The organism is Mesorhizobium sp. ISC25 (genome assembly GCF_042295465.1).
Lineage (GTDB): Bacteria > Pseudomonadota > Alphaproteobacteria > Rhizobiales > Rhizobiaceae > Mesorhizobium.
Window position 1 is genome coordinate 4,340,515 of the sequence record NZ_CP135441.1, and the last position, 25,273, is coordinate 4,365,787.

Here is a 25,273-nt window from a genome sequence, read left to right on the forward strand (position 1 = left end):
CTCCCCCTCAAGGGCAGGGCTATCGCATATGACCGATAGCCCTGCCCTCAAGGGGGAGATCTGCCACGTCACGGAACCAGATCGATTTCCTCGGTCTCGCCGCCGCTGCAGGTGTAGCAGCAATCGTCGCATTTTTCCGTGTTGCCGGGGCCGACACCCCAATAGGTATTCTCGTCACCGTCGACCCAGGCGCCGTAGCAGATCGATTCGCCGTCATTGCAGGACAGCGGGATCGACTTGGTCTCGCCGTCATTGAGATAATAATCCTGATTGTTGCCCGGCCAGACATGGTCGCGCTCCTGGCTGTAGAGTTCGACGCGCATGGCATTGGGATGGCTGTTCTTGATCTCGAAAGTGACATCGCCGGCATGCGCGACGGGCGCAAACAAAGCGGCAAGGCAAAGCGCCGCGACGGCGCGGCGCGCGAAAGCGTAAGACAACATGATGATTCCCCCCGGAATGAAACGGCCTGCCCGGCCGCGAGGGGAACATGGCATGGCGACTAAACGGGTGGAAGAGGCGATTGCGGCATTTGCATCGCGAAAGGCGCAGCGTTGCCAAGGAAGACCCCTCTCCGGTTTGCTTCGCAAAGCACCTCTCCCGACTTCGTGGGTCGAGGAACCCAAGTCTTGCAAGGATGCAGCTTCGGCAATTGGCGTTTCCTCGCCCCCACAAGTGGGGGAGAGGTGGCCGCGAAGCGGCCGGAGAGGGGGCGGTCCGACCGGGCTCAACGCTTCAGCAGCGTCCAGATCCAGCCGATGAATGTGAGCACCAGGAACGGATATCCGGCAGCTGGCAACGGCGCCGAGGTCGGCAGCAAAGGCGCACCCCACAGGATCAGGCCCACCGAGACGACAAACAGCAAAGCCGCCACGACAGCCGTGAGCCGTATCCAAAGGGCGAAGGTTTTCGGCGCACTGACCATGACCAGCGCCGCCGCCCAAAGCGAGATACCGCCGACATAGGAGGGCACGCTGGCCTCAAGGCCCGCCGCATTGCCGGCGAGCAGCAGGCTCTCGCCGGCGAGAAAGGTCAGAAATCCGGCCGCTACGCAGTCGTTGCCTTGCCGCTGATACTTCATCGTCAACAGCGCGGTCGCCACCACGAGCGCCACGCCGTCGATCGTCCAGAGCGTTTCGCGAAGGGCGGCGCTCTCGACAAAGGTGCCGGCGAGGCCCAGAGCGCCGCCGATGGCAAGGCCGATCGCGGCGATGGTGTCGGAGATAGCAGGGCTGGCGGGACGCATCGAGACCTCCCTTTCCAAGCTCAAGGATACTTCAAGACGGGACGTTCTCCAATGGCGGCCCGCTGCCTAGTGCGAAGGGCATTGGCCGGCGCGTATTTGATCGCATCGGGAGGCGGTTCGGTCAGCTCGAAATCGGGAACGGCCCGGCTCAATCGCCCATCTTCAGCGCCTGGATAAACGCCTCCTGGGGAATATCCACCTTACCAAACTGCCGCATCCGCTTCTTGCCCTCTTTCTGCTTGTCGAGCAGCTTGCGCTTGCGCGAGACATCGCCGCCGTAGCATTTGGCGGTGACGTCCTTGCGCAGCGCCGAGATCGTCTCGCGGGCGATGACCTTGCCGCCGATCGCCGCCTGGATCGGGATCTTGAACAGATGGTGCGGGATCAGTTCCTTCAGCTTCTCGCACATCTGGCGGCCGCGCTTTTCCGCCGCCGTGCGGTGGACCAGCATCGACAGCGCGTCGACCGGCTCCTCGTTGACCAGGATCGACATCTTAACCAGGTCGCCCTCGCGATAGTCGGTCAGGTGATAGTCGAAGGAGGCATAGCCCTTGGAGATCGACTTCAGGCGGTCATAAAAATCGAAGACGACCTCGTTGAGCGGCAAATCGTAGATCAGCATGGCGCGCTTGCCGACATAGGAGAGGTCCGCCTGGATGCCGCGGCGGTCCTGGCAGAGCTTCAGGATGCCGCCGAGATAGTCGTCGGGGGTGAGGATGGTGGCGCGGATCCAGGGCTCCTCGATGGCCGAGATCTTGACCACGTCGGGCATGTCGGCCGGGTTGTGCAGTTCCTTGACCGTGCCGTCGTTCAACAGCAGGCGGTAGACGACGCTCGGCGCGGTGGCGATGAGGTCGAGGTTGAACTCGCGCTCCAGCCGCTCCTGGATGATTTCGAGATGCAGCAGGCCAAGGAAGCCGCAGCGATAGCCGAAGCCGAGTGCGGCGCTGGTTTCCATTTCAAAGGAGAAGGAGGCGTCGTTGAGGCGCAGCTTGCCGACCGCAGCGCGCAGATCCTCGAAATCGGCGGCGTCAACCGGGAACAGGCCGCAGAACACCACCGGCTGCGCCGGCTTGAAGCCGGGCAGGGCCTGTGCCGTCGGGCGCTTGTCCTCGGTGATGGTGTCGCCGACGCGGGTGTCGGCGACTTCCTTGATCGAGCCGGTGAAGAAGCCGAATTCGCCGGGGCCGAGCTCGTCGACATTGATGCGGGCGGGCGTGAAGACGCCGGTGCGCTCGACCAGGTATCTGGCGCCGGTGCCCATCATGCGGATGGTCTGGTCCTTCTTCAGCACGCCGTCGATGATGCGCACCAGCACGATGACGCCGAGATAGGCGTCGTACCAGGAGTCGACCAGCATCGCCTTCAATGGAGCCGCTATGTCGCCCTCGCGCGGCGGCGGCAAATCGTTGACAATGGCTTCGAGCACATCGGGAATGCCGAGGCCGGTCTTGGCCGAGATCAGCACGGCGTTGGAGGCGTCGATGCCGATCACCTCCTCGACCTGCTCGCGGATGCGCTCGGGCTCGGCGGCGGGCAGGTCGACCTTGTTCAGCACCACGACGATCTCGTGGTTGTTGTCGATCGCCTGGTAGACATTGGCCAGCGTCTGCGCCTCGACCCCTTGCGAGGCATCGACGACAAGCAGCGAACCCTCGCAGGCGGCCAGCGAGCGCGACACTTCATAGGCAAAGTCGACATGGCCGGGCGTGTCGATCAGGTTGAGGATATAGTCCTGTCCATTGTTGGCGCGGTACTTCAGCCGCACCGTCTGCGCCTTGATGGTGATGCCGCGCTCGCGCTCGATGTCCATCGAGTCCAGCACCTGCTCCTTCATGTCGCGCAGCTCCAGCCCACCGGTCGACTGGATCAGCCGGTCGGCAAGCGTGGATTTGCCATGGTCGATATGGGCAACGATGGAGAAGTTGCGGATGTTCTTGATCGGCGTGGTCATGCGGCGCGCTTTAGCAGGGGCACGGTACATCGGCAAGCGGCGGGGCGCGGGTGCGGCGGCGGCGGCGGCGGCGAGGCAAAGTCGTTAAACTTTGATCCATGAGATTAGAGCATAGTTTGCGCCCGGCGTGATAGCCCACCGGTCTATCGCCGTTCGGGGGATCGGAATGCCGCTGTCAGCACGCAAATTTCTCACATCGGTGAGCGGCTCGTTCGCGCCGATGCTCGCCATCTTGCTTATTCCGATGGTTGCCGCATTGGGTTTTTCCATCGACTATACCTCGGCGGTTTCAACCAGGGCATCGATGCAGAACGCCCTCGATGCAGCGTCGCTGTCGATCACGACGCTGGAGACGACCACGTCACTGGCAGACCGCCAGGTGAAGCTGCAGGAGGCCTACCTGGCCAATGGCGGACAAGGCACGGCAAAGCTCGACAGCTTCGTCGTCGCCACCGACGGCGCCGCCAGCATCAAGGCTTCGGCCGGCTTTGCCATGCCGACGGCTTTCATGCAGATCGCCAAGATCAACACGGTGCAGGTCGGCGTTGCGTCGGCAGTGACAAAGCGGCCGGCATTGGTGGAGGCCACGTTCAAGGTCGACAAGGTGTCTGGCTGGTGGGACAAGACGGTGACGCTCTACGGCACGAAATCCGGGGACACGGTGGCCAACAAGCTGATGAGGATTTCCTACGCCTACAACAGGTTTGGCGATCCGAAAGGCTACGGAACGTCCTCTGTATATACGATCAACGGAACGACGGAGACGCTGGTCCAGAAACAAGTATGCACGACCACCACGGTGCTCAGCTTCTACGGCTTGCCCACCGGCACAATCACTCAGATCAGCGGCACCCGGAAATACGCAACCACCTGCGTCAACACGATGTATCCCGCGACCGGCGCCGGTGCGGTGATCGACGTGAAGGACATGGATAACCTGTCGCTGGAGATGAAGATTCCCAATCCCAATCCTGGTCTTGGCGGCGGCTATCTGGCCTCAGGCACGAAAACAACCCTGCGATCGGACGATCCGGTAACTTCCGACCGATTGTTCATCGACAAGGTCAAGACGCTAGCCAATACGACTGTCGACATCTTTACGGCCGTGCCGTGCGGCATCACCAGCAGTCAAGCGTGGGAAGACGGCGGATCACTTACCAACAACACCATAGACGACGCCGATTTTTCCTATTTCGTGACCGGCAAGTGCGCGTTCAACAAGCGGCCTTCGGAAACCGTGCTTACACAATAGCCGGGCGGCGGCTGAGTGCCACCTGCCCGCCCCAGAACTCGTCACAACGCCGCCTGGTCACCACCGGGTGGCGTTTTTGGTTGCGAACGACCGTCTTCCCTTCTCCCCCTGTGGAAGAAGGTGGCCGAGCGAAGCTCGGTCGGATGAGGGGTGTTCCAGGGAACGCCAACGCCTCATTTCTTCCAGCACCCCTCAACCGTCTCGGCGCTACGCGCCGATCCACCTTCTCCCACAAGGGGAGAAGGGAGAGCAGCGAACGATCACGAAGCGGTGATGTTGTAACGAACCGTGCGTCGGCGGCGAAGTGTGGACATGAAACGATGTCTGCGCAGGAGAAACGCGATGCCTGGATCGACAGCGAACACAGCCCTGATGGGGCTCGCCGCGGCACTGTTTTCGGCGACTGTGCTGTCGGTAACCAGCGCGGCTGCCGGCCAGACGCTGACCGTCGTCGAGCTGTTCACCAGCCAGGGCTGCTCGTCTTGCCCGCCGGCCAACGCCAATCTGATCAAGGTCAAGGACCGGCCCGGCGTGCTGGCGCTGTCCTTCAACGTCACCTACTGGGACTATCTCGGTTGGAAGGACACATTCGGCAAAGAAGAATTCACGCAGCGCCAGGTCCGCTATGAACCATCGCTCGGCCGTTCCGGCCCGTTCACGCCACAAGTGGTGGTCAACGGCAAGGCCGATGCGGTCGGCGCCAAGCCGGGCGAGATCGAGCAGCTGATTTCGAGCGGCGGCCACGCCGACGGACCTTCGCTGTCGCTCGCCGGCGGGAAGGTCAGCATTGACGCCGGCCCGGTGCCCGGCGGCAAGGCCGACGTCTGGCTGGTGCGTTACGACAAGGGCGTCGTCGAGGTGCCGGTGGCGCGCGGAGAAAACACCGGCCGCACGCTGCCGCACGCCAATGTCGTGCATTCGCTGACCAGGCTGGGACACTGGACCGGCGACGCCACCGCGCTGCCGCTGCCGGCTGCTGCAAGCGGCCTCAGCACCGCGGTGCTGGTGCAGGTGCCGGGCGGCGGGCCGATCCTTGCTGCCGCCACGAACTAGAAACCCTCTCGCGAAATTTCCCCAACGCGCAGCGGCGCCGCCGCATGCCGTCAACCCCTGCCAACCCTAGGAGATCATCATGACCAATCGTTTGACCAATCGCCCGACCCTGGCGGCACTCGCCTTCGCACTTTGCTCGACGGTGCTGTTCGCAGGAGGCGCCGCGCGGGCCGAAGATGCGATGAAACCGGCAACAGACGCCATGAAGCCGGCCGGCGCCATAGCGTCTGACGCGATGGCCACGACCGCGATGAAGGCGGGCGATCCGATGAAGGCCGACTGCATGAACAAGGCAGCCGCCGAAACGAACGCCATGAAGAAAGCCGAAGCGACCAAGGCCTGCGATGCCATGGCTCCGGCCAAATAGGCGATGCGCACAGCAATGTGAGAGCCCGGCGAACCTATCCGTCGTATAATCCACACCAGCATCATGGGAGATCAGACATGACCGCAGCCGTGAAACGCTCGTCGATTTTCGCAAAAGCAGCACTTGCCGCGCTCATCCTCACGGCCGCCGCGGCCGTGTTCTGGCAGACGCCGGCAGTCTCGGCCGAAGACGCGGTGGTGATCCCGCCGCCGGCAATGGACGAGAAGGCCACCGCCGGCACCGAGAAGGCGGTCTTCGCCGGCGGCTGCTTCTGGGGCGTGCAAGGCGTGTTCCAGCACGTCAAGGGCGTCACCAGCGCCGTTTCCGGCTATGCGGGCGGCGACAAGGACACGGCCGTCTATGAAATGGTCGGCACCAGCCGGACGGGCCATGCCGAATCCGTCGAGATCACCTACGAGCCATCCAAGGTGACCTACGGTCAGCTGCTGCAGGTGTATTTCTCGGTGGCGCACAATCCGACGCAACTGAACTACCAGGGGCCGGACAGCGGCACCCAGTACCGTTCGACGATCTTTGCCGAAAACGACGCGCAGAAAAAGATCGCCGAAAGCTACATCGCCCAGCTAGACAAGGCCAAGGTGTTTCCCAAGCCGATCGTGACGACGCTGGAGACAGGCAAGACCTTCTATCCGGCCGAGGACTATCACCAGGACTTTCTGACGCTCAACCCGACCTATCCCTATATCGTCTACAATGATCTGCCCAAGGTCGAGAATCTGAAGCGGCTGTTCCCCAACCTCTACAGCGAAAAGCCGGTTCTGGTGCTGGCTGCCAACAAGAGCTGAGTTTTTGGGGAGCTGCCTAAATTGGAAGCGTCGGCGGGACAGCGCCCCCCTCTGGCCTGCCGGCCATCTCCCCCACAAGGAGGGAGATTGCAGCTTCGGCGCCGGCTCCCTTCTTCCAACATCGGTGATTGGCGAAAGCCGCGGGACATCCAATCTCCCCCCAAGTGGGGGAGATGGCCGGCAGGCCAGAGGGGGGCGCGAAGGATCGCCTACGCCTCTGTACAAGCGACCCTACACACCCTTTTTCCAGGGCAGGCTCCAGCGCACTTTCTCCAGCGTCGCCTTTGCCTCGGCCGAATCCGGGTCGGGCTCTGTCTCGCGATAATGCGCCGAGCCCTCAGGCGGGTAGGCAAGCGTGTTGTTGAGGGCGAATTTGTCGATCTGGCTGAAGTCGGGGAAAGGCAGATTTTGCCCCTCGCGCCAATCGCTGACCCTTTTCTCCGCGGCGATGCGTTTTTCGTCGTCGACCGGAAGGTCGGTGGCCCTGTATTCCAGTGACGAAGGGAAGGCGAACTGCGCACCGGCATCATCCATGATGTTGATCATGGACAACAGGATGTCCTCGCGGATGGCTTGAAATTCGGCAACGTCGGCGGTTTTGACGTAAGTGAACACGTCGATGTCGAGCGAATAGGCGCCGAAGCCGGCAAAGCGCACGCGGCACGGCTCGTCGATGACGCGCGGATGGGCGATCAGCAGCTTGCGCAGCTCGGCCAGGACGTAGCGCAGCTGATCGGGCGTCGTCTCGTAGCGCAGCTGCAGCGTCGTCGCGAACCGGGTGCGGTCGCGATGCGCGTAGTTCTCGATCTGCATGCCGGCGAAATCCGAGTTGGGCACCGAGATGATCGTGCGGTCGAGCGACCGGATGCGCGTCGAGCGCATGCCGATATGCTCGATCGTGCCGGACTGGTCGCCGAACTTGCAGAAGTCGCCGACGCTGACCGGCCGGTCGGCATAAAGCGTCAGGCCGGAGAGGAAGTTCTGCAGCGTCGGCTGCGCGGCCAGCGCCACCGCCAGACCGCCGATGCCGAGACCGGCAATGACGCCTTCGTAGGGGATGGCGAGCACTTCGGCCAACAGCAGGAAGGCGACGACCAGCACAGCGACGCGCGCGACGCCGGTGGACAGCGAAATCAGCGTGTCGTGATAGCCGGGCACCTGCCACAGTCCGCGATAGTGTTCGGCGATCTTGCCGATCAGGTGCCAGACCACTGGCACGGCGCCGATCACGATCAGGCTCCAGGCGATTGCCTTGACCGGGGCGGCGACCACTTGCGGCAGACCGAGCGGGCGCAGCGTCAACAGCAGGAAGAAGCCAAGCACGATCGAGCGCACCGCCCATTCGACAATGCGGAAGAAGGCCGAGCTGTCCGTCCTTCGCACAAACAAGGAAATCAGCGCATTGGCGATGAAGCCGAAGACAATGCCGGCCAGTGCGGCAAGGCCGAGCATCCACCATTGCCAGTGCTCCATCGGGCCGGCGCGGGTGAGCAGGCCGGGGCTGATCTCGCGGGCGAGGCCACGGGCGATGAAGAACGGGTCGGTGCTGGCGAAGGCGGCGAATTCCGGCGCCACCGGCACGTCTTCGACGTCGGCGTAGAGCGCGCGGATGTGGGCGAGCGTCTCGGGCGTAAACTGCCAGATCTTGCGCTTCTCGGTCTCGACCGGGCCGATGACGATGTTGCCGGCGGGATGCTCGAAATAGACGAAGGGGGTGTTGCTCTTCGGATCGTCAGGGATCTCCTGCCAATAGACATAGCCGATGCGGTCGATGACCTTTTTGAGATAGCGTTCGAGCAGGAACGCCTCGTCGCCGCGCACCGCCGGACTGTAGTTGCGCAGGTCGAGCGCCGCTTGTGCCGGGTCGCCGGCTTCGGTGAGGCCACTCAACAGTACCTTGAACGTATCGCGCGGCGAGGCCAGCTTGCTCGGATCGTCGACCATGTCGACGGCTTCGCCACGCGCTTCCTGGAATTCGGCGAGCTTTGCCTGGAGCTGGGCAAGTGGCGGCCCGACGATGAACCAGTCGCCATTCTTGCGGCGAAAGGTGACGTCGAAGGAAATCCTGGTGCCGTATTGCGGCAGCGTCGCCGTCACCTCGTCGCCGGCAATCGTGTCATGCGGCAGGCGCCACAGACGGAACGTCGCGTTGTCGACGACGGTGAACAGGAGCTTGGTATAATCGGGCATGTTGAGGCCGCCGCGGTCGGCCTCGGTAACGTCGACGAGACCCGCTGCCAGACCGGCAAGACCCATGCCGCCGCCGGTGGCGCGCGGCACGTTGTCGGCGCCGCTCTCGTTCATCGTCTGCAGGAACGAGCGCATGGTGCTCATCGGGCTCGACTGGTCGACACGGACGTCCTCGACGGCGCTGACGCGCACCCCTGTCCACCATTCGGCGGTGGCGGCATCGAAGCGGCCCATGAAGCTGCCGCCGTCGGGCGACTGGACGAAGGTGAAGGCGCCCTGGCGGTCGCCTTCGAACCAGTGGCCGACAAGCTTGTCGCCTTCGGCCTTGGCCTCGATGCGGCCGTTATAAAGCGGGTAGACGCCCTTTACGTCGGTGCCGGTCTGCTCGAACTTGATCTGGGCGCCGCCGCCGCGCCATTTCGTGTCCCAGACACCGGTCCAGTTGGCCGCGTCCTGGGCATGCGCTTGCGGCATGGCCGGCAGCAGGCCGGCAAGCGCGAGTGCGCCGATCAGCGCGACCGTCCGGATCAGCAGAAGCAACAGCCGATCCTGCCTTGCCGCAAAAAAGGGGGTCATTCTGTTGCCCTTCTTCTGCCGGCGATTCTGCTGGGCCGGCCAGAGAAGGTTATTCCGCTTGAAGATGAATATTCTGTTTCAGGCGGCGACGGCGATGCCGGTCAGTCATAGGTCAGATCCGTCGCCTTGCCGGCGAACACCCGGTAGGCAAAGAACGAATAGAAGATGATGATCGGCAGCACGACGACCGTCCCGACCAGGATGACGGCCAGGCTTTCGGGTGCCGAAGCAGCCTGCCAGATGGTCAGCCGGTCGGGCACCACGAAAGGGTAGAACGACCAGGCGAGGCCGGCAAAGCCGAGCGTGAAGATCGCGGCCAATGTCAGGAACGGGAGCAGCGCGTGGCGGTCGCCGGGCTTCGGCAGACGGAAGGTCTGGCGCCATAGCCACAGGAACAGCACTGCCGACAGGATCGGCAGTGGCGACAAATAGAGCATGGCCGGCCAGACGAACCATTTGTCGAAGATGCGCGCGCTGGCAAAGGGCGTCGCCAGCGATACCGCGACCATGCCGAGCGCGGTCAGCACCAGCGCCGTGCGCAGCCACAGCACCGCCTTCCTCTGCAGGTCGCCTTCCGTCTTGTAGATGACCCAGGCCGCGCCCATCGCCGCGTAGGCCGCGGCAAGGCAGAGCGCCACCAGCGCGCCGAAAGCGATGCCGCCAGGGCCGACGTCGAGGCCGAGCACATAGACGCCGAGCATATAGCCCTGCGCCAGCGAAGCGATGACAGAGCCGAGGAAGAAAATGCGGTTCCAGCGGTGCTTCCTGCCTGCCGGCACCTTGGCGCGGAAATCGAAGGCGACGCCGCGCAGGATCAAGCCGACCAGCAGCACGAAAACCGGAATGTAGAGCGCCGTCAGGATGGTGCCGTGCGCCAATGGGAAGGCGACCAGCAGCAAGCCGACCGCCAGCACCAGCCAGGTCTCGTTTGCGTCCCAGAACGGGCCGATGGCGGCGATCATCGTATCCTGTTCGGTGTCTTCGGCTGCGGCGAACAGGATGCCGATGCCGAGATCGAAGCCATCGAGGATAACGTAGATCAGGATGGCGAGGCCCATCAGGCCGGCGAAGATCAGAGGCAGCAGGGTCGGCCAGTCGAAGCTCATGACGTTTCTCCCGGTTGCGCAACCGGCTGCGACAGCGGCCTGTCCATGACGCCCGGCAGCGGCGAGGTGTCACCATCCTTCGCCGCCTTCAATGCCAGATGCACCAGCACGCCGAGATAGGCGATCAGCAGCAGCGCGTAGAGGATGAGATAGACCGCGAGCGACAGCGCGACATGGCTGCCGGCGACCGGGCCGACGGCATCGGCGGTACGCAGCACGCCGGTGACCAACCAGGGCTGGCGGCCGATCTCGGTGGTGTACCAGCCGGCCAGCGTCGCCAGCCAGCCGGACAGCGTCATCGGCACCATGACAAGCGCCAGCGGCTTAGGCAGGCTGTCGCGGCGCTTGAGGAAGAAGGCCGCCGACCAGGAGACAGCGAGCATCAGGAGCCCGGTGCCGACCATGATGCGAAAGCCCCAGAACACCGGAAATACCGGGGGATGGTTGCCGGCATAATCGTTCAGCCCCGGCACGATGCCGCCGGCGCTATGCCTGAGGATGAGACTGGCGCCGTCGGGAATGGTGAGCTCGAACCTGTTCTCCTTGGCCGCTTCATCGGGAAACGCAAACAATACCAGCGGCACGTTGGGACCGGTGTTCCAGTTGGCCTCCATGGCAGCGATCTTCTGCGGCTGATGTTCAAGGGTGTTGAGGCCGTGCTGGTCGCCGGCAAAGATCTGGATCGGGATCAGGATCGCGGCGGTGAAGACGCCGGTGCGTAGGGCCTTCCACATCGATTCCGAGCGATCGCCGTAGACATAGCGCAGCGCCGACAGGCCGGCGATCAGGAACGAGACCGTCAGCCCCGAAGCAAGCAGCATATGAACGAGCCGGTAGGGCATGGACGGATTGAAGACAACGGCCCACCAGTCGGTGGCGTGCGCCACACCATCGCGCATCTCGAAGCCGGCCGGCGTCTGCATCCACGAATTGAGCGCGATGATCCAGAAGGCGGACAAGGTGGTGCCGCCGGCCACCAGCACCGTCGCCAGCGTATGGACGCGGTTTGAGACGCGGCGGAAGCCGAACAGCATGATGCCGAGGAACGCTGCCTCGAGGAAGAAGGCCGTGAGGATCTCGTAGGCCAGCAGCGGGCCGGCGATGTTGCCGACCGTCTCCATATAGCCCGGCCAGTTGGTGCCGAACTGAAAACTCATGGTGACGCCGGAAACCACGCCCATGGCGAAGGACAGCGCGAATACCTTAACCCAGGTGAAATAAGCGCGCATCCAGGCGGAATCGCCCGTCGCGTTGTAGCGGACCTTGAAGAACAGCAGCACCCAGCCGAGCGCGATGGTGATCGCCGGGAACAGGATGTGGAACGAGATGTTCGCGCCGAACTGTATGCGCGACAGAATGAGCGGGTCCATGGCGGCTCCGGCTGCTGCTTGTTCGTAGAAGGATAGGCTTGATGCACCGCACGGTCAAAGCGGCGTCCCGCCGCGAGGCGGAACGCCGCAGTGCCGGTTAATCTGCTTTTGCGTGGAATTTGGCTGGACGACCGGGCAGGTGTTGCCTATTCCGGCGAACCTCGATGTCCAGAACTGTCAGGAGCGGCATTGACATCCGGATTTGCGAACCGACATTCAGCGGATTAAATCAACAACTCTGTTTCAAGCAGCCGTTTTCAGCCATGCAGCCGATCATCTCGATTTCCGGGGTCACCAAGACCTACGCCACCGGCTTCCAGGCGCTGAAGGAGATCAATCTCGATATTGTGCGCGGCGAGATATTTGCGCTGCTCGGGCCGAACGGCGCCGGCAAGACGACGCTGATCTCGATCGTCTGCGGCATCGTCAACCGCTCGTCGGGCAGCGTCACAGTCGACGGCCATGACATCAACCGCGACTACCGCGCCGCGCGCAGTCTGATCGGGCTGGTGCCACAGGAACTGACCATCGACGCCTTCGAGAGCGTGTGGGCGACGGTCAATTACAGCCGCGGGCTGTTCGGCAAGCCGGCGGACAAGGCGTTCGTCGAAAAGGTGCTGCGCGACCTGTCGCTCTGGGACAAGAAGGATGCCAAGGCGATCACGCTGTCCGGCGGCATGAAGCGCCGGCTGATGATCGCCAAGGCGCTGTCGCATGAGCCGCGCATCCTGTTCCTCGACGAACCGACCGCCGGCGTCGATGTCGAGCTGCGCCAGGACATGTGGGCGATGGTGCGCCGGCTGCGCGAAGACGGCGTCACCATCATCCTGACCACGCACTACATCGAAGAAGCCGAGGCGATGGCCGACCGCGTCGGCGTCATCAACCGTGGCGAGATCGTGCTGGTCGAGGACAAGGCCGAGCTGATGCGCAAGCTCGGCCGCAAGCGGCTTGTGCTGGAACTGCGCAGCCCGCTGGCCACCGTTCCCGACGCATTTTCGCGCTACGCGCTGGAGCTTTCGCCGGATGGCGGGCAGCTGACCTATACCTATGACAACCAGAGCGAACGGCCGGGCGTCGCCTCGCTGATCCGCGAGCTCGAGGCGGCCGGCATCCAGTTCCGCGACATCGACACGGAAAACAGCTCGCTCGAGGAGATCTTCGTCAATCTGGTGAGGAAACAGGCATGAACCCGCGCGCGGTCATGAATCTTCATGCGGTATGGGCGATCTATCGGGTGGAGATGGCGCGCGCTCTTCGCACCGTGCTGCAGAGCATCGTTTCACCGGTCATTTCGACCTCGCTCTATTTTGTCGTCTTCGGCTCGGCGATCGGCTCACGCATCACCGAGATCGACGGCATCAGCTACGGAGCCTTCATCGTGCCGGGGCTGATCATGCTGTCGCTGCTGACGCAGTCGATCTCCAACGCGTCTTTCGCCATATACTTTCCGAAATTCGTCGGCTCGATCTACGAATTGCTGTCGGCGCCGGTGTCCTACCTGGAGATCGTCATCGCCTATGTCGGGGGTGCGGCGACAAAGTCGATCGTGCTTGGCCTGATCATCCTGGCGACGGCCTCGCTGTTCGTACCGCTGACGATCGAGCATCCGTTCTGGATGCTCGCCTTCCTGGTGCTGACGGCGGTGACCTTCAGCCTGTTCGGCTTCATCATCGGCATCTGGGCAAAGAGCTTCGAGCAGCTGCAGCTGGTGCCGCTGCTGATCATCACGCCGCTGACCTTTCTCGGCGGCAGCTTCTATTCGATCAACATGCTGCCCGGCATCTGGCGCACGGTGACGCTGTTCAACCCGGTGGTCTACCTGGTCAGCGGCTTCCGCTGGAGCTTCTACGGCAAGTCCGACGTTTCGGTCGGCGTCAGCCTCGGTATGACGGTGGTCTTCCTGCTTGTCTGCATAGCGATCGTCGCCTGGATCTTCAGGACCGGCTACCGGCTGCGCAACTGATCGACTGGCCGTGCCAGGCAAAGCAGCCTTATCGGTCAACGTTTCCTTTCCGAAGGCGATATAGGCCTGCGCCCGTGCCTGGAGCCGGCGCTTGAACGTTCAAGCTTGCTTTTTATGCATTGTTATATATCATGTTATCGATTTTCGCATGAGATGAAGTGACCTATGGAAGACGTCATACGATCGCTTGGCTTCCTGTGCCTGGGCAGCAGGCTGAAGCGTATGGGCGAGCAACTGCAAGCGGAGGCGCAGCGCCTGCTCGACCGGCTGGATGTCCCGGTTCAGGCGAGCCAGTACCCGCTGTTGGCCGCGCTCGACAGGCTGGGCCCGCTACCAGTCGGGGAACTGGCGCAATCCCTTGGCATCGCGCAGCCAGGCGTAACGCGAAGCGTCTCGCTTCTGGCCGAATTGGGACTGCTCGAGGTCAGTCCGTCGACCGATGACCAGCGGCGCAGGATTGTCTCCCTCACCTGGGGCGGCCGGCGGCTGGTCGATGTCGCAAAGCGCGACGTCTGGCCTTGCATCGAGAACGCCGTCGCGGATCTGTGCGCGGATCTTTCGGGGCCTCTTCTCGATCAGCTGGCTGCCATCGAGGACGGCCTCGCCGCGGCTCCCCTCGATCATCGAGTAAAAAAGCCGAAGGATGCGGTACAATGAGGCACCTGCTTGACCGCCCTATCTGGAGCGCGCTTCAGACGCGACATCGGGCCTTCGCGGAGGGTGACAACCTCGCCATGCGATACCGGCAGTCGGTCGTCCCTTTCGCCGCCACCGGGGCGGACGACGCGGATAGCCTGCAGGCGCTCGGAAAGCTTGTCTCCCCAGGCGAGAGTGTCATCCTGCTTCAGTCGGACGCCATTGCTCTGCCCGCGGGGCTTTCCGCGACTTCGACCGCAGCCGGGGTTCAAATGATTGCCGAGCAGCCATTGCAGATCGTCTCCGACCCGCGCGTGCAGTCTCTGACGCGAGACGATGCCGCTGAGATGCTCGCCCTGGCATTGCTCACCAAGCCTGGCCCATTCACGCTCGAAGCCTTGAGCCTGGGTGATTTTTGGGGTGTGAAAATCGACGGCAGGCTTGCGGCGATGGCCGGCGAGCGCATGAAGCAACCCGGCTATACCGAACTCAGCGGGGTGTGCTCACATCCGGAATTTCGGGGCGGCGGCCTGGGCAAGCTGCTGTCCCTGTTCGTGGCAAACCGGATAGTGGCGCGCGGCGAAGTTCCCTATCTCCATGCCTATGCCAGCAACGCCACGGCCATTAGACTATACGAGTCCATTGGCTTCACGTTGCGAAGCACAATGAATGTCGCCGTGGTTCAGCGCACCGAATAATTCGTCGGCGCATGATGCGCAGCATGGATGCATCCTGTATCCGGAAAGGAAGGATTTCGTATCGCCGAAATCCTTCCTTGAGACTGCAGGACCTTCCTGCGTGTCAGACCGCGATCTTGCCGCCACCTTGCCTGGTGATCGCAACGACCGCCGGGCGCACCGGCATGTCCGGCTTGAAGTCGGGCCAGCGGGTCGACAAATCCTCATAATAGGATGGACGGCCGAAAGCCTTCCAGTCCTCGCCGCCGTCGCCTGGATGCTGGACGGCAACGAAGGCGGTCTGGTCGTCCGGCGCAAACAGCGGGCCGCACATTTCGGCGCCGATCGGCACACGGAAGAACAGCTTTGATGTCGCCCTTGCCGGCCCTTCCGTGTCGACCGCCCACAGACCGTCGGTGCGGCCAGTGGCCTTCGGGCCCTGGCCGTCGGTAGCAACCCAGAGGCGGCCGGCCGAATCGACCGCGCAATTGTCCGGCATGCCGAACCAGCCATTGGCCGTGGTTGCGGTCGAGAAGGTGGCACCGACAGCCGCAACCGAGGGATCACCGCATTTCAAGAGCACCTCCCACTTGCCGTTGGTGGCGGCAAAATCGCCGCCGTCCTCGACGATCTCGATGATGTGGCCAAAGGCATTTTCGGCACGCGGGTTGGCGGCGTCGACCTGATCGGCCTTGCGCTTCGAATTGTTGGTCAGCATGACATAGACCTTGCCGTTGGCGACATTGGGCTGGATGTCTTCCGGACGGTCCATCTTGGTGGCGCCGAGCAGGTCGGCGGCGCGGCGCGTCTCGATCAGCACGTCGGCCTGGCTGGCAAAGCCGTTCTCCGCCGTCAGCGGCCCTTGGCCGAAGACGATCGGCAACCATTCGAGCGAACCGTCGTCGGCAAACTTGGCGACATGCAAGGTGCCGTCGTCGAGCAAATCCATGTTGGCGGGGCGATCGTCCGGGTTGAACTTGCCTGTGGTGACGAACTTATAGACGTAGTCGAAGCGCTCGTCGTCGCCGAGATAGAAGACGACACGGCCATCCTTGGCGACGATCGATTCAGCGCCCTCATGCTTGAAGCGGCCCATCGCGGTGCGCTTCCTCGGCACCGAAGTCGGATCCTGGACGTCGACCTCGACGATCCAGCCGAAGCGGTTCGGCTCGTTCGGCTCCTTGCCGATGTCGAAATGGTCGTAATGCGCTGCCCATTCATAGGCACCTTCGGGAATGCCGAGGCGCTTGTAATTGGCGGCTTCCCTATGGCCCTGCGGCAGCTCGCCCGAGAAATAGCCGTGGATGTTCTCCTCAGCCATGACATAGGTGCCCCATGGCGTGACGCCGCCGGCGCAGTTGTTGACAGTGCCGATGACTTTGGTGCCGCTCGGGTCGGCGCTGGTCTTGACGCGGTCGTGGCCGGCGACGGGGCCGGAGAGCGCGATCTCGGTGTTGGCGGTGATGCGGCGGTTGAGCTTGCCGTCGCGAATGACCTGCCATTTGCCTGATACCTTGCGGATCTCGACAATGGTGCCGCCATGCGCGGTCATCTCGACGTCGACTTGTTCCTTGCTGAGAGGCGCCTGCTTGGCTTTGCCGTCGACGATGGTGACGAGGCCCGGAAACATCAGGTGCGGATTGGTGTATTCGTGGTTGACCACCAGCAGGCCGTGCTCGGCCGAGCCGTCGATCGGGATATAGCCGACATAGTCGTTGTTGTAGCCGAATTGTCTGGCCTGGGCCTCCGCCGACTGTTTTGTCGGATCGAATTCCGGCGAATCGGCGAACAGCGGATCGCCCCAGCGCAGCAGTACATCGGCGTCATAGCCGGGTGCGACGTGATGCTTGTCGTCGATGCCGGCCTCGAGCTCGTCGAAAGCGAAGGCGGAGCCTTCGGCGGCGCGGGCGTTGTCGGCGGTGATCAGCGCCAGAGGGCTGACGGTAGCGGCTATGGCCGAGACGGCAAGCGAGCCCTTGAGGAAGCCGCGCCGCGAGAACCGTGCGGCGATGATTTCACCCATGGTGCGGTTGTCGGTGGGATTGGCTCCTGGCCCGTCGTTTTCCTCGAGCAGGCTGGTGCGGAAATGGGCGTCAGGGGAGCGATGTTCGGTCATAGGGGCATGCCTCTGGCTGGATGGATTGCTGGAGCGTGTTGCCTGGCCAGTCCGGTATCGCCGGCAGGTCACAGTTTGATGACATGCCGGCTAATTACCACTGCGATTTTGTATCCAGCATCGGCCCCGCTTGACCGCGACCGGCGCTTCGGAAACAAGAGCTGCGGCAGGCGCGTAAGGACCGCATCGGGAGGAACAAAAAGTGAGTTTCTGGGGACTTGGGCAGCTCTGCGTTTCGACGGTGATCTTCCTGCTGGCGGCGACGGCGGCGAAGCAATGGGGACTGGCGCCGAGCCTCGGCAAGATCGTGCTGACGTTGGCGCTCTATTCGCTCGGCAATCTGATCATGCTGAGGCTGATCCGCGAATTCGGCATGTCGGTGTCGTTCAGCCTGTCAGCGGTGATCCAGCTGGTGTCGGTGAATGTGGTGGCGCTGGTCTTCTTCGGCGAGCGCGTCAATGCCTTGCAGGCGACCGGCATTGTGCTTGCCATCGCAGCTGTGGCGCTGATCACGCTCGGGCCCTATCTGCAAAGGCTGTAACTGCGATCGGGCCGATGAAGAAGACCGCAAGCAGACTGCGCAACTGGCTGGAGTTCCCGGTTCTGCTGGCCGGGCTGATCATTGCCGGCGGGCTGTGGGGGTTCGAGGAGCTAATGGAGATGGCGCGGGCCACCACGCCGCATGCCTTCGATACCGAAATCCTGCTCGCCTTCCGCAAGGCCGGCCAGCCCGACAATCCGATCGGACCGGCGTGGTTGGAAGGAGCGATGCGCGACATCACCAGCCTCGGCAGCGCCAGCGTGTTGGTCCTGATTACCGCGGCAATGATCGTCTATCTGCTCCTCATACGCAGGCCAGGCGCTGCGCTTCTCATGTTCGTCGCGGTAGCGGGCGGCCAGGTCCTGTCAAGCGTGCTCAAGTTCGATATAGACCGGCCGCGCCCCGATCTGGTCTCGCATCTCGCCGACGTGGCATCGCTTTCGTTTCCGAGCGGCCACGCCATGCTGTCGGCGGTGACATATTTGACGCTGGGCAGCATGGCGGCGCGGTTTTTGCCCGGGCGGACAACGAAGATCTATGTGCTCGGGCTGGCGGTGCTGACGACGGTGGTGGTCGGCATCAGCCGCATCTATCTCGGCGTCCACTGGCCGTCCGACGTATTGGCCGGCTGGTGTGCCGGCTTTGCCTGGGCGATGCTGTGCTGGCTTGCGGCGCGGTTCCTGCAGCGATGGCTTGGGCGGGCCGGCGGCACCTGACTCATGTCAGTCCATTTGCGGTCAAATCAGCCTGTTGATCAGGCCATGGCCGCAGCCTGCCAACAGGAAAATCATCGACAGCAAGGCTGTCGAGGTCGCCAGCGCTTTGAATATCTTCACGTGCTCATCCTTTTTGAAGTCGTGCCTGTGAAATCGGTATCGCAATGGATGTCCCGCCAACCGATGCCGTAGCATGCTAGCGCATCGGCTGGCAAAGAGTGCTGCATGTTTCACATATGCAAGATGATGCTTGAACCATCATAATGAAGGTAATATACGTGATACCGCAGACTCAGACGGGGGTTTTGGCCGATGATCACTGCCGCGCAGATGCGTGCCGCGAGGGCGCTGGCCGGCATCGATCAGAAGACGCTCGCCGAGCGCGCCGGGGTTTCGCTTCCAACCATTCAGCGCATGGAAGCGAGCGACGGCGTGGTCCGGGGCGTGGTCGATACGCTGATGAAGGTCATCCAGGCACTTGAAGAGGCCGGGGTCGAGCTGATCGGCGAGAACCAGGCGAGCGAGCGTGGCGGCAGGGGCGTTCGCCTCAGGCCTGTCACGCCGCAGAACCCGCAAGGCTGACGGTACTGCCGCATCGCCGAAAATCAAATTCGATTTTCGGATAGTCCGATGCGCCGTTCAAAAGTGTTGGAGCGTATCTGTGCGCCCTTTTGGACGCACGCCGCTCCAAGTCGCGACGGCGACCGCCGACAGTCCTGCCGACGATCCCGCCGCCTCCTTGGTTTCATGCGGAAGGCACTCGATGGATCAGACCCGGCGGGCAGCGCATCAACCGGCACGGCCAACATTTTCCGAACTGTTCACGCCGAAGCTGGTGACGGTGCTGCGCGAGGGCTATACGCTCGCGCATTTCAAGGCGGATGCCATCGCCGGGCTGACCGTCGCCATCGTCGCATTGCCGCTGTCGATGGCAATTGCCATTGCTTCAGGCGTGACGCCGGAGCGCGGGCTCTACACCTCGATCATTGGTGGCTTCCTGGTTTCGGCGCTTGGTGGCAGCCGCTTTCAGATCGGCGGCCCGGCCGGCGCCTTCATTGTGCTTGTGGCGGCGACGGTGGCGCGGGTTGGCGTCGATGGCTTGCTGCTGGCGACGATGATGGCCGGCCTGTTCCTGCTTGCCATCGGCTATCTCAGGCTTGGCACCTACATCAAGTTCATCCCCTATCCGGTGACCGTCGGCTTCACCGCCGGCATCGCCGTCATCATCTTCTCCGGCCAGATCGTCGAACTGTTCGGGCTGAAGCTCGCCGGCAAGGAACCGGGGCCGCTGGTGCCGAAGCTGATGGCCATCGGCGAGGCGGCCGGAACGATCAATCTCGCTGCAACCGCGGTGGCGGCATTGACCATCATCACCATTGCGCTGTTGAAGCGGTTTCGGCCGAAGTGGCCAGCTATGCTGATTGCCATCGGACTGGCATCCCTCGTCGTGGCATTGCTCGCCATGCCAGCCGAGACGATCGGCACGCGCTTCGGCGGCATCCCGCGCAGCCTGCAATGGCCGGCCTTCCCGCCGCTTAGCCTCGACAGGATAATCGACGTGCTGCCGGACGCCATCGCCTTTGCGCTGCTCGGGGCGATCGAATCGCTGCTGTCGGCCGTCGTCGCCGACGGCATGACCGGAAGGCGGCATCGCTCCAATTGCGAGTTGGTGGCGCAAGGCTTCGCCAATGTCGCCTCCGCTCTGTTCGGCGGCATCTGCACTACCGGAACCATTGCCCGCACCGCGACCAATGTGCGGGCCGGCGCGCATGGACCGGTCTCAGGCATGATGCACTCGGCCATCCTGCTTGCGCTGATGCTGGTGGCGGCACCGCTGGCCAGCTATATCCCGCTTGCAGCACTTGCCGGCGTGCTGGCGGTGGTGTGCTGGAACATGTTCGAGAAACAGGCCTTCGCAACCTTGCTGCGCGCCTCGCGCGGCGATGCGCTAGTGCTGATGGCGACGTTCCTGATCGTCATCTTCCGCGACCTGACTGAAGGCATCGTCGTCGGCTTCGTGCTTGGCTCGATCCTGTTCATCGACCGCATGGCCAAGAGCATCGCGATGGAGGCGGACCATCAATCCTTGGTGCAGGAAGACGTCGCCGACCGCGCCAGTGCTTATGATTCCAGCGAAGCGAGCGATGCCGACACCGTCGTCTACCGGATATCGGGCGCCTTCTTCTTCGGCGCCGCCTCGACCGTCGGCACCGTGCTGGACCGCATCGCCGACCAGCGCAAGAACTTCATCCTCGACTGCTCGGCGGTGCCGTTCTTCGATTCGACGGCGGCCAATGTCATCGAGGGCGCGGCCCACAAGGCGAGCCGCGCCGGCGTTCGGTTCATTATATCAGGCGCTTCACCGCAGATACGCCGCATGCTGATCAACCATGGCGTCAAGCGGCCGCTGGTGACTTATGCCGCCTCGATCACGGATGCGCGGGCGCAGCTGAAGAAAGCCGCGCCTGCCGCCTGAGCTGATGGCTGGCTTAGTCGAGGCCCAACGCTGCGACTTCGCCCTCATTCATCAGCGGCACGAAGAGGGTCGACCTGCCGTCGGTGCCGATGTCGGCGCTACCCGGCTTGAACGTCGCAACCACCTGCGGCGTGCCGCCGGCTTTGTAGCGGTAGAGCGTGCCGGTCATATAGGCGGTGGCGTAGATGCTGCCACCGGTGGCGACCACGCCATCGAGGTTGGCGAATTTTTCCGCGCCGGGCAGTGGCGAAACGGCCTTGGTAGCAAGATCGACCGAGAGCAGGCCGCCCGGCTCCGCGGTGCTGAAGTCGGGCTTGATGCCCTTGCCCCAGGAAGCGACGATCAGCCGGCCGCCATCGGCGAAGATGCCATTCGGCGAAGCAAGCGCCGCATCCTTGACGAACAGTTCGGGCCGGTCGCCGTCGATAAGATAGATCGTATCGGCCAGCATATCGGTGACGTAGACCTTGCCGGATGCATCGGCGGTCATGTCGTTGAGGAAGACGGCGTTCGGCACGTCGATCGTCGATGTTAGCTTGCCGCTTTGGAGATCGACGACGCGCACATGAGTGATGTCGGCGACGTAGAGTTTGCCATCGGCAATCGCCATGCCCTTGGGCGCGTCCATGCCGTCGGTCCAACGTTGCGTGATTAGCTTGCCGTCCATCGATAGGACCGACAGATAGCCGTTGCCGTCGGCTTCGCCGGGATTGCCGACAATGTTCGAGACGATAACGCGCTGGCCGGCGGCGTCGAACAGCGCCGATTCCGGTTGCTCGAGGCCGCCGGCGCGCCAGAGTTCAGCGGCCTGAACTGCCGGCGCAGTCGCGATGCCGACGATGGCGAGAAGTATCGGTGTGAAGAGGCTCTTCATGGCTAGTCTCCTGTAATGGACTGGCGGAGAGCTAGGCCCTTCGATACTTTTCGGGAAGATGTATCAGGACTAGTACCGAAGGCTGATACCAAATCGCGCAGAAGAGGTGCATCCCATGAACGGCCTGATCTTCGAGGCGCTGAAGCGGACGCTTAAGGCCAAGGGCGTGACCTACCGCGTCCTTGCCGAGCGGATGGGCGTTTCCGAGCCGACGGTGAAGCGCATCTTCCACGAGCGCAACTGCAAGCTCGACCGGCTGGTGGAGATCTGCGCTGCCGCCGGCGTGGAGTTGGAAAACGTGCTCGGCTCAATGACCAGAGGACCAGGACCCGCCAACCAGATCGCGCCGGAGATCGAGCGCAAGCTCGCCGGGCGGCCGGCACTGCTGTTCGTCTTTGTCATGCTTTCCGAGAAATTCACGCCCGAAGGCATCATGCGCTCACAAGGATTGAGCGAGGCTTCGATGTTCCTCTATCTGCGCGACCTCGAGGAACTCGGCCTGGTTGCGCTCGGTCGCGGCCTGTTGGCAAGGCTGCTGGTCGAGGCGCCGATCCAGTGGAACTTCGACGGGCCATTGCGGCCGCTGTTCGAGATGACCAACAAGAATTTTATCGGCTGGGCCATCACCCATCTTGAGCGCGAGGCGACATTCGTCAGCTTCTCCAGGCGGATGCGGCCGGAAACGGCGGAAATGGTCAGGCGCGAGGCGGAGGAATTGGCGGAGCGCGCCAAATTGCTTGCTCATCACGACCAGCACACGACGCCCGAAGACGGCCTGGTCGGCTACAAATGGACGTTTGCGTTCGGCGCAACGCCGTTCCCGGTGATCATGCCGATCGGGCCGCATCCGCGCGACGCAGGCGCGCGGACGGACGATCGAGTTGCGGCCGCCGCAAATGGACGGCGTCTGCCGGCCTAGGTCAAAACACAATCACTGAACGACCGAGTTCGGGCTGTTGGCGGCAGCCAGTCTGACTGAGCTTCTTACTCCTGAGTATCGGCCGCAAACCGGTTGTCAGAGCGTCCCATGCTCAACCACAAGATCGAGCGGCTATTCGGCGGTCTTGTTCGCCGCCACCTTGTCATCCCAGACCATCTGCCGGTAGTCGAAGCCGTATTCCAGCGTCGGCTTGACGATGCGGAAATAGGGCGAGAGGTCGAAGTCGCGCGGCGTGTAGAGCGAGTGGTGGCGGATGTGCAGAATTTCCTTGCGCGAATAGCTCGACTGGGCCGAAGCACGGCCGGGCGCCCGGGTAATCTCGGGTAGGATCGGGTAGCGGATCCGGCCGTAAGCCTCCGCGATCAGCGACGAGCAGATGGCGCGCGTCGGGTCGCCGGAACCGAAAGCCAGCATGCGGCGACGCCAACGCACCGGCACCGGCGGCGTCGGCAAGAAGTAGCGCAGCATGTCGAATATGTTCTTGAGATCGTATCTGAGACCGAGCCTGCCGATCATGAAGGCGACGACCGCTTCGCGATCGTCCGGAGCCAGGCCACTCGCCCGGCAGATGCGGGTGTTGTAGCTGCGATAGCGCGACAGCGGCACGGCGATGCAACCATCACGGAGCGTGACCTCGATCAGGCGCCGCCGCTCCGAGCCGTCCTCCGGCTCCGGCAATGCATCGCCGACATAGAAGGCGGCATGCGACCAGGTCGACTGGGTGAGGTATTTGATTGCCGCCGAGATCTTCTGGTTGCCCTCGATAAGCAGGATGTCGCCGGGTTCGAGCGTGCGGCGCAGCGTTTCGGCGTCCGACGGCGTGTAAGGCTCGTAGCCGGACGATTCCTCCTGCAGCCGGCCGGCAAGCCAGCGGCCAAGTCGGTCCAGAAGCGTGTCGCCGGGCTCGGTCATGCCAGACGGCGATTACCACGGGGCGGCAAATTAGACCATGATCAGCCCATACCAGGCGCGCCGGCGTTTTCGTGCTGCGGTACCGCTGTGAGATCGTCGCGCACCTTGCGGGCAAGCTCCCTCGTCGAGCGCTTCGGACTGTCGCCGAAAAGCCCGGCCGCCTCGGCGAGGCAGGTCTTTTTCAGGCTCTTTTCCGAGCGCTTCAGCAGCTTGGCAAGCAACCGCGTCTCCTCAGGGGGGCCAAGCGGCTGGTCCTCGGCATCGAGAAGCGCGCGCATGACGAACACATCGTGCAGTTCGCCAAGCCGCTCGCCCAATTCGTCGACGGCCTTGCGCCGCGTCTTGATCGGCATCGGCCACAGCCGGCCGAGCAGCGACAGGTGCATGGCATGCGTCTTGGCCGCCTTGCGCAGATCGTGAAAGTCATCGGCTTCGCCGCGCGAAGCCGCCTTGTCCAGCGCTTTCCTGGCGCGGCGCAAAGTGGCGCGCGCGCCTTCGGCAAGCACGTCGGCAGCCTGCTCCGGCTGGTCGGGCAGAGCGAGCTTGTCGATCCGGACGACACCTTCCTCGCAAGCGGCGATCGCCGCGCCTATCGCAGCATCGAGGCCTGCTCCGCCATGCAGTTCATGCTGGCGCGCGACAAGCCTGTCACGCACGGCCTCGAGACCGCCGCCGGCACTTTGCTCGGGAAAGCTTGCCGCTAGCCGGTCGATTGTTTCCACCAGTGCGGTCGCCTCACGCGGACCGGCAAGCAGGGCCGCCACCTGGCGGTAGCACTGGTTCTCGGTCACGCAGAATGTTTCGTCTCCGGAACGGACAAGGCGCAGCAAGGCGCGGACGTTCTTCAGCCGTTTGCGGCATTTGTGCAGCCCCTGTTCGGGCCTGTCACGCGCCGCGTTCAGATGGTCGAGCGCCTTGCCGATCTCCTCGGCGAGGATGCGCCGGACCTCTCCGGTCAGCGACATGCGCGGATCGATACGAAAGCTCATGCGACGATCTCCGGAATCCCCCCAAGGGCGAGCGACGCGTTGTAAAATCTCGGCTCGCCGGTGACCTCGCGGCCGAGCCAATCTGGCAGCATTTCGTCTGGTACATCCTCCGGCGTCTCGAGCTCGGCGATCACCAACCCCGCAAGCGTCCCGCCGAAGACATCGACTTCGTAGCGATAGCCGCGGTGTCTAACATGGTGGCGTGTCTTCTCGATGACATGTCCGATGGCAAAGGCCTGCATCTCCTGCGCCTCCGCCAAAGGCACCGGATATTCGAATTCATCGCGCTCGCGTGCCTGGCTGCCGAACTTGAGCGTCAGCTTGGCGGCGGCGTCATCGCTGATGCGCACACGCACCGTGCGGCTGGGTTCGGCGACAAGATAGAATTGACGGATATGAATGTCCGCCTCGACGATTGCTCGCCATTCCTCACCTGAGACCAGGAATTTACGCTCGATTTCCTTGCCCATGGTCAGGCACTAAAGCGCGCACGGCCAGAGTTGGCAAGCC

Annotated in this window: 24 protein-coding genes; 13 read left to right on the top strand and 11 right to left on the bottom strand. The window is 63.2% G+C overall.

The window, feature by feature from the left end; all coding sequences use genetic code 11:
* Positions 1-68: 68 nt before the first annotated feature.
* The 3 genes from RQ479_RS21440 to lepA all read right to left on the bottom strand — a co-directional run bounded on the left by RQ479_RS21440 (position 69) and on the right by lepA (position 3,200).
* Positions 69-440: a hypothetical protein gene (locus tag RQ479_RS21440; protein WP_376705989.1), complete on the bottom strand. Its 372-nt coding sequence runs from the start codon at positions 438-440 to the stop codon at positions 69-71.
* 287 nt (positions 441-727) lie between these two features.
* A complete protein-coding gene (locus tag RQ479_RS21445) occupies positions 728-1,246 on the bottom strand; it encodes a hypothetical protein (RefSeq protein ID WP_376702542.1) in 519 nt (172 codons plus the stop codon).
* Positions 1,247-1,394: 148 nt separating this feature from the next.
* Positions 1,395-3,200 (bottom strand): translation elongation factor 4, encoded by a 1,806-nt coding sequence (gene lepA / locus RQ479_RS21450; RefSeq protein ID WP_376702543.1) that lies wholly within the window; start codon positions 3,198-3,200, stop codon positions 1,395-1,397.
* Positions 3,201-3,366: 166 nt separating this feature from the next.
* On the opposite strand from lepA, the gene RQ479_RS21455 reads away from it, so the two are divergent.
* The 4 genes from RQ479_RS21455 (at position 3,367) to msrA (ending at position 6,678) form a co-directional block, all read left to right on the top strand.
* Positions 3,367-4,452: a TadE/TadG family type IV pilus assembly protein gene (locus RQ479_RS21455; RefSeq protein ID WP_376702544.1), complete on the top strand. Its 1,086-nt coding sequence runs from the start codon at positions 3,367-3,369 to the stop codon at positions 4,450-4,452.
* Between the two features lie 342 nt (positions 4,453-4,794).
* Entirely contained in the window at positions 4,795-5,505 is a 711-nt protein-coding gene (locus RQ479_RS21460) for a DUF1223 domain-containing protein (protein ID WP_376702545.1), read from the top strand.
* Between the two features lie 79 nt (positions 5,506-5,584).
* Positions 5,585-5,872, top strand: a complete 288-nt coding sequence (locus tag RQ479_RS21465) for a hypothetical protein (protein ID WP_292664581.1) — start codon at positions 5,585-5,587, stop codon at positions 5,870-5,872.
* 77 nt (positions 5,873-5,949) lie between these two features.
* Complete coding sequence (gene msrA, locus RQ479_RS21470) at positions 5,950-6,678, top strand: peptide-methionine (S)-S-oxide reductase MsrA (RefSeq protein ID WP_376702546.1); 729 nt, start codon at positions 5,950-5,952, stop codon at positions 6,676-6,678.
* 231 nt (positions 6,679-6,909) lie between these two features.
* On the opposite strand, the gene RQ479_RS21475 is transcribed toward msrA, so the two are convergent.
* The 3 genes from RQ479_RS21475 to RQ479_RS21485 all read right to left on the bottom strand — a co-directional run bounded on the left by RQ479_RS21475 (position 6,910) and on the right by RQ479_RS21485 (position 11,920).
* Positions 6,910-9,444, bottom strand: a complete 2,535-nt coding sequence (locus tag RQ479_RS21475) for a mechanosensitive ion channel family protein (RefSeq protein WP_376702547.1) — start codon at positions 9,442-9,444, stop codon at positions 6,910-6,912.
* Positions 9,445-9,545: 101 nt separating this feature from the next.
* Positions 9,546-10,550 carry a cytochrome d ubiquinol oxidase subunit II gene (locus RQ479_RS21480; RefSeq protein ID WP_376702548.1) on the bottom strand — a complete coding sequence of 335 codons (1,005 nt, stop codon included), beginning with the start codon at positions 10,548-10,550 and terminating at the stop codon, positions 9,546-9,548.
* Positions 10,547-11,920, bottom strand: a complete 1,374-nt coding sequence (locus tag RQ479_RS21485; RefSeq protein ID WP_376702549.1) for a cytochrome ubiquinol oxidase subunit I — start codon at positions 11,918-11,920, stop codon at positions 10,547-10,549. The genes RQ479_RS21480 and RQ479_RS21485 overlap by 4 nt, the downstream gene beginning before the upstream one ends.
* A 263-nt stretch (positions 11,921-12,183) precedes the next feature.
* On the opposite strand from RQ479_RS21485, the gene RQ479_RS21490 reads away from it, so the two are divergent.
* The 4 genes from RQ479_RS21490 (at position 12,184) to RQ479_RS21505 (ending at position 15,220) form a co-directional block, all read left to right on the top strand.
* Entirely contained in the window at positions 12,184-13,110 is a 927-nt protein-coding gene (locus RQ479_RS21490) for an ABC transporter ATP-binding protein (RefSeq protein WP_352716093.1), read from the top strand.
* 14 nt (positions 13,111-13,124) lie between these two features.
* Positions 13,125-13,886 carry an ABC transporter permease gene (locus RQ479_RS21495; RefSeq protein ID WP_292656992.1) on the top strand — a complete coding sequence of 254 codons (762 nt, stop codon included), beginning with the start codon at positions 13,125-13,127 and terminating at the stop codon, positions 13,884-13,886.
* A 165-nt stretch (positions 13,887-14,051) separates the two neighbouring features.
* Positions 14,052-14,543 (top strand): MarR family winged helix-turn-helix transcriptional regulator, encoded by a 492-nt coding sequence (locus tag RQ479_RS21500; RefSeq protein ID WP_376702550.1) that lies wholly within the window; start codon positions 14,052-14,054, stop codon positions 14,541-14,543.
* Positions 14,540-15,220, top strand: a complete 681-nt coding sequence (locus tag RQ479_RS21505; protein ID WP_376702551.1) for a GNAT family N-acetyltransferase — start codon at positions 14,540-14,542, stop codon at positions 15,218-15,220. The genes RQ479_RS21500 and RQ479_RS21505 overlap by 4 nt, the downstream gene beginning before the upstream one ends.
* A gap of 103 nt (positions 15,221-15,323) precedes the next feature.
* Here the strand turns inward: RQ479_RS21505 and RQ479_RS21510 are convergent, their stop codons facing one another.
* The gene (locus RQ479_RS21510; protein ID WP_376702552.1) at positions 15,324-17,315 is read right to left on the bottom strand and encodes a PhoX family phosphatase; all 1,992 of its coding nucleotides are present in this window, start codon (positions 17,313-17,315) and stop codon (positions 15,324-15,326) included.
* Between the two features lie 202 nt (positions 17,316-17,517).
* Between RQ479_RS21510 and RQ479_RS21515 the strand changes: the two genes are divergently transcribed.
* The 4 genes from RQ479_RS21515 to RQ479_RS21530 all read left to right on the top strand — a co-directional run bounded on the left by RQ479_RS21515 (position 17,518) and on the right by RQ479_RS21530 (position 21,048).
* Positions 17,518-17,856 carry a hypothetical protein gene (locus tag RQ479_RS21515; RefSeq protein ID WP_352468647.1) on the top strand — a complete coding sequence of 113 codons (339 nt, stop codon included), beginning with the start codon at positions 17,518-17,520 and terminating at the stop codon, positions 17,854-17,856.
* 14 nt (positions 17,857-17,870) lie between these two features.
* The gene (locus RQ479_RS21520; RefSeq protein ID WP_376702553.1) at positions 17,871-18,572 is read left to right on the top strand and encodes a phosphatase PAP2 family protein; all 702 of its coding nucleotides are present in this window, start codon (positions 17,871-17,873) and stop codon (positions 18,570-18,572) included.
* Positions 18,573-18,884: 312 nt separating this feature from the next.
* Positions 18,885-19,154 (top strand): helix-turn-helix transcriptional regulator, encoded by a 270-nt coding sequence (locus tag RQ479_RS21525; protein WP_352527542.1) that lies wholly within the window; start codon positions 18,885-18,887, stop codon positions 19,152-19,154.
* A gap of 181 nt (positions 19,155-19,335) precedes the next feature.
* Positions 19,336-21,048, top strand: coding sequence for a SulP family inorganic anion transporter (locus RQ479_RS21530; protein WP_292656928.1), 1,713 nt, complete (start codon positions 19,336-19,338; stop codon positions 21,046-21,048).
* A gap of 13 nt (positions 21,049-21,061) precedes the next feature.
* Here the strand turns inward: RQ479_RS21530 and RQ479_RS21535 are convergent, their stop codons facing one another.
* The gene (locus tag RQ479_RS21535; RefSeq protein WP_376702554.1) at positions 21,062-21,922 is read right to left on the bottom strand and encodes an SMP-30/gluconolactonase/LRE family protein; all 861 of its coding nucleotides are present in this window, start codon (positions 21,920-21,922) and stop codon (positions 21,062-21,064) included.
* 115 nt (positions 21,923-22,037) lie between these two features.
* Between RQ479_RS21535 and RQ479_RS21540 the strand changes: the two genes are divergently transcribed.
* The gene (locus RQ479_RS21540) at positions 22,038-22,841 is read left to right on the top strand and encodes a helix-turn-helix domain-containing protein (RefSeq protein ID WP_376702555.1); all 804 of its coding nucleotides are present in this window, start codon (positions 22,038-22,040) and stop codon (positions 22,839-22,841) included.
* Positions 22,842-22,973: 132 nt separating this feature from the next.
* Here the strand turns inward: RQ479_RS21540 and RQ479_RS21545 are convergent, their stop codons facing one another.
* The 3 genes from RQ479_RS21545 to RQ479_RS21555 are packed head-to-tail and all read right to left on the bottom strand — an operon-like array spanning position 22,974 to position 25,233.
* Positions 22,974-23,774, bottom strand: coding sequence for a lipo-like protein (locus RQ479_RS21545; protein WP_376702556.1), 801 nt, complete (start codon positions 23,772-23,774; stop codon positions 22,974-22,976).
* Between the two features lie 41 nt (positions 23,775-23,815).
* Positions 23,816-24,763 (bottom strand): CHAD domain-containing protein, encoded by a 948-nt coding sequence (locus RQ479_RS21550; RefSeq protein ID WP_376702557.1) that lies wholly within the window; start codon positions 24,761-24,763, stop codon positions 23,816-23,818.
* On the bottom strand, positions 24,760-25,233 hold the full coding sequence (locus RQ479_RS21555; protein WP_352468640.1) for a CYTH domain-containing protein: 474 nt from the start codon (positions 25,231-25,233) through the stop codon (positions 24,760-24,762). The genes RQ479_RS21550 and RQ479_RS21555 overlap by 4 nt, the downstream gene beginning before the upstream one ends.
* Between the last annotated feature and the right edge of the window lie 40 nt (positions 25,234-25,273).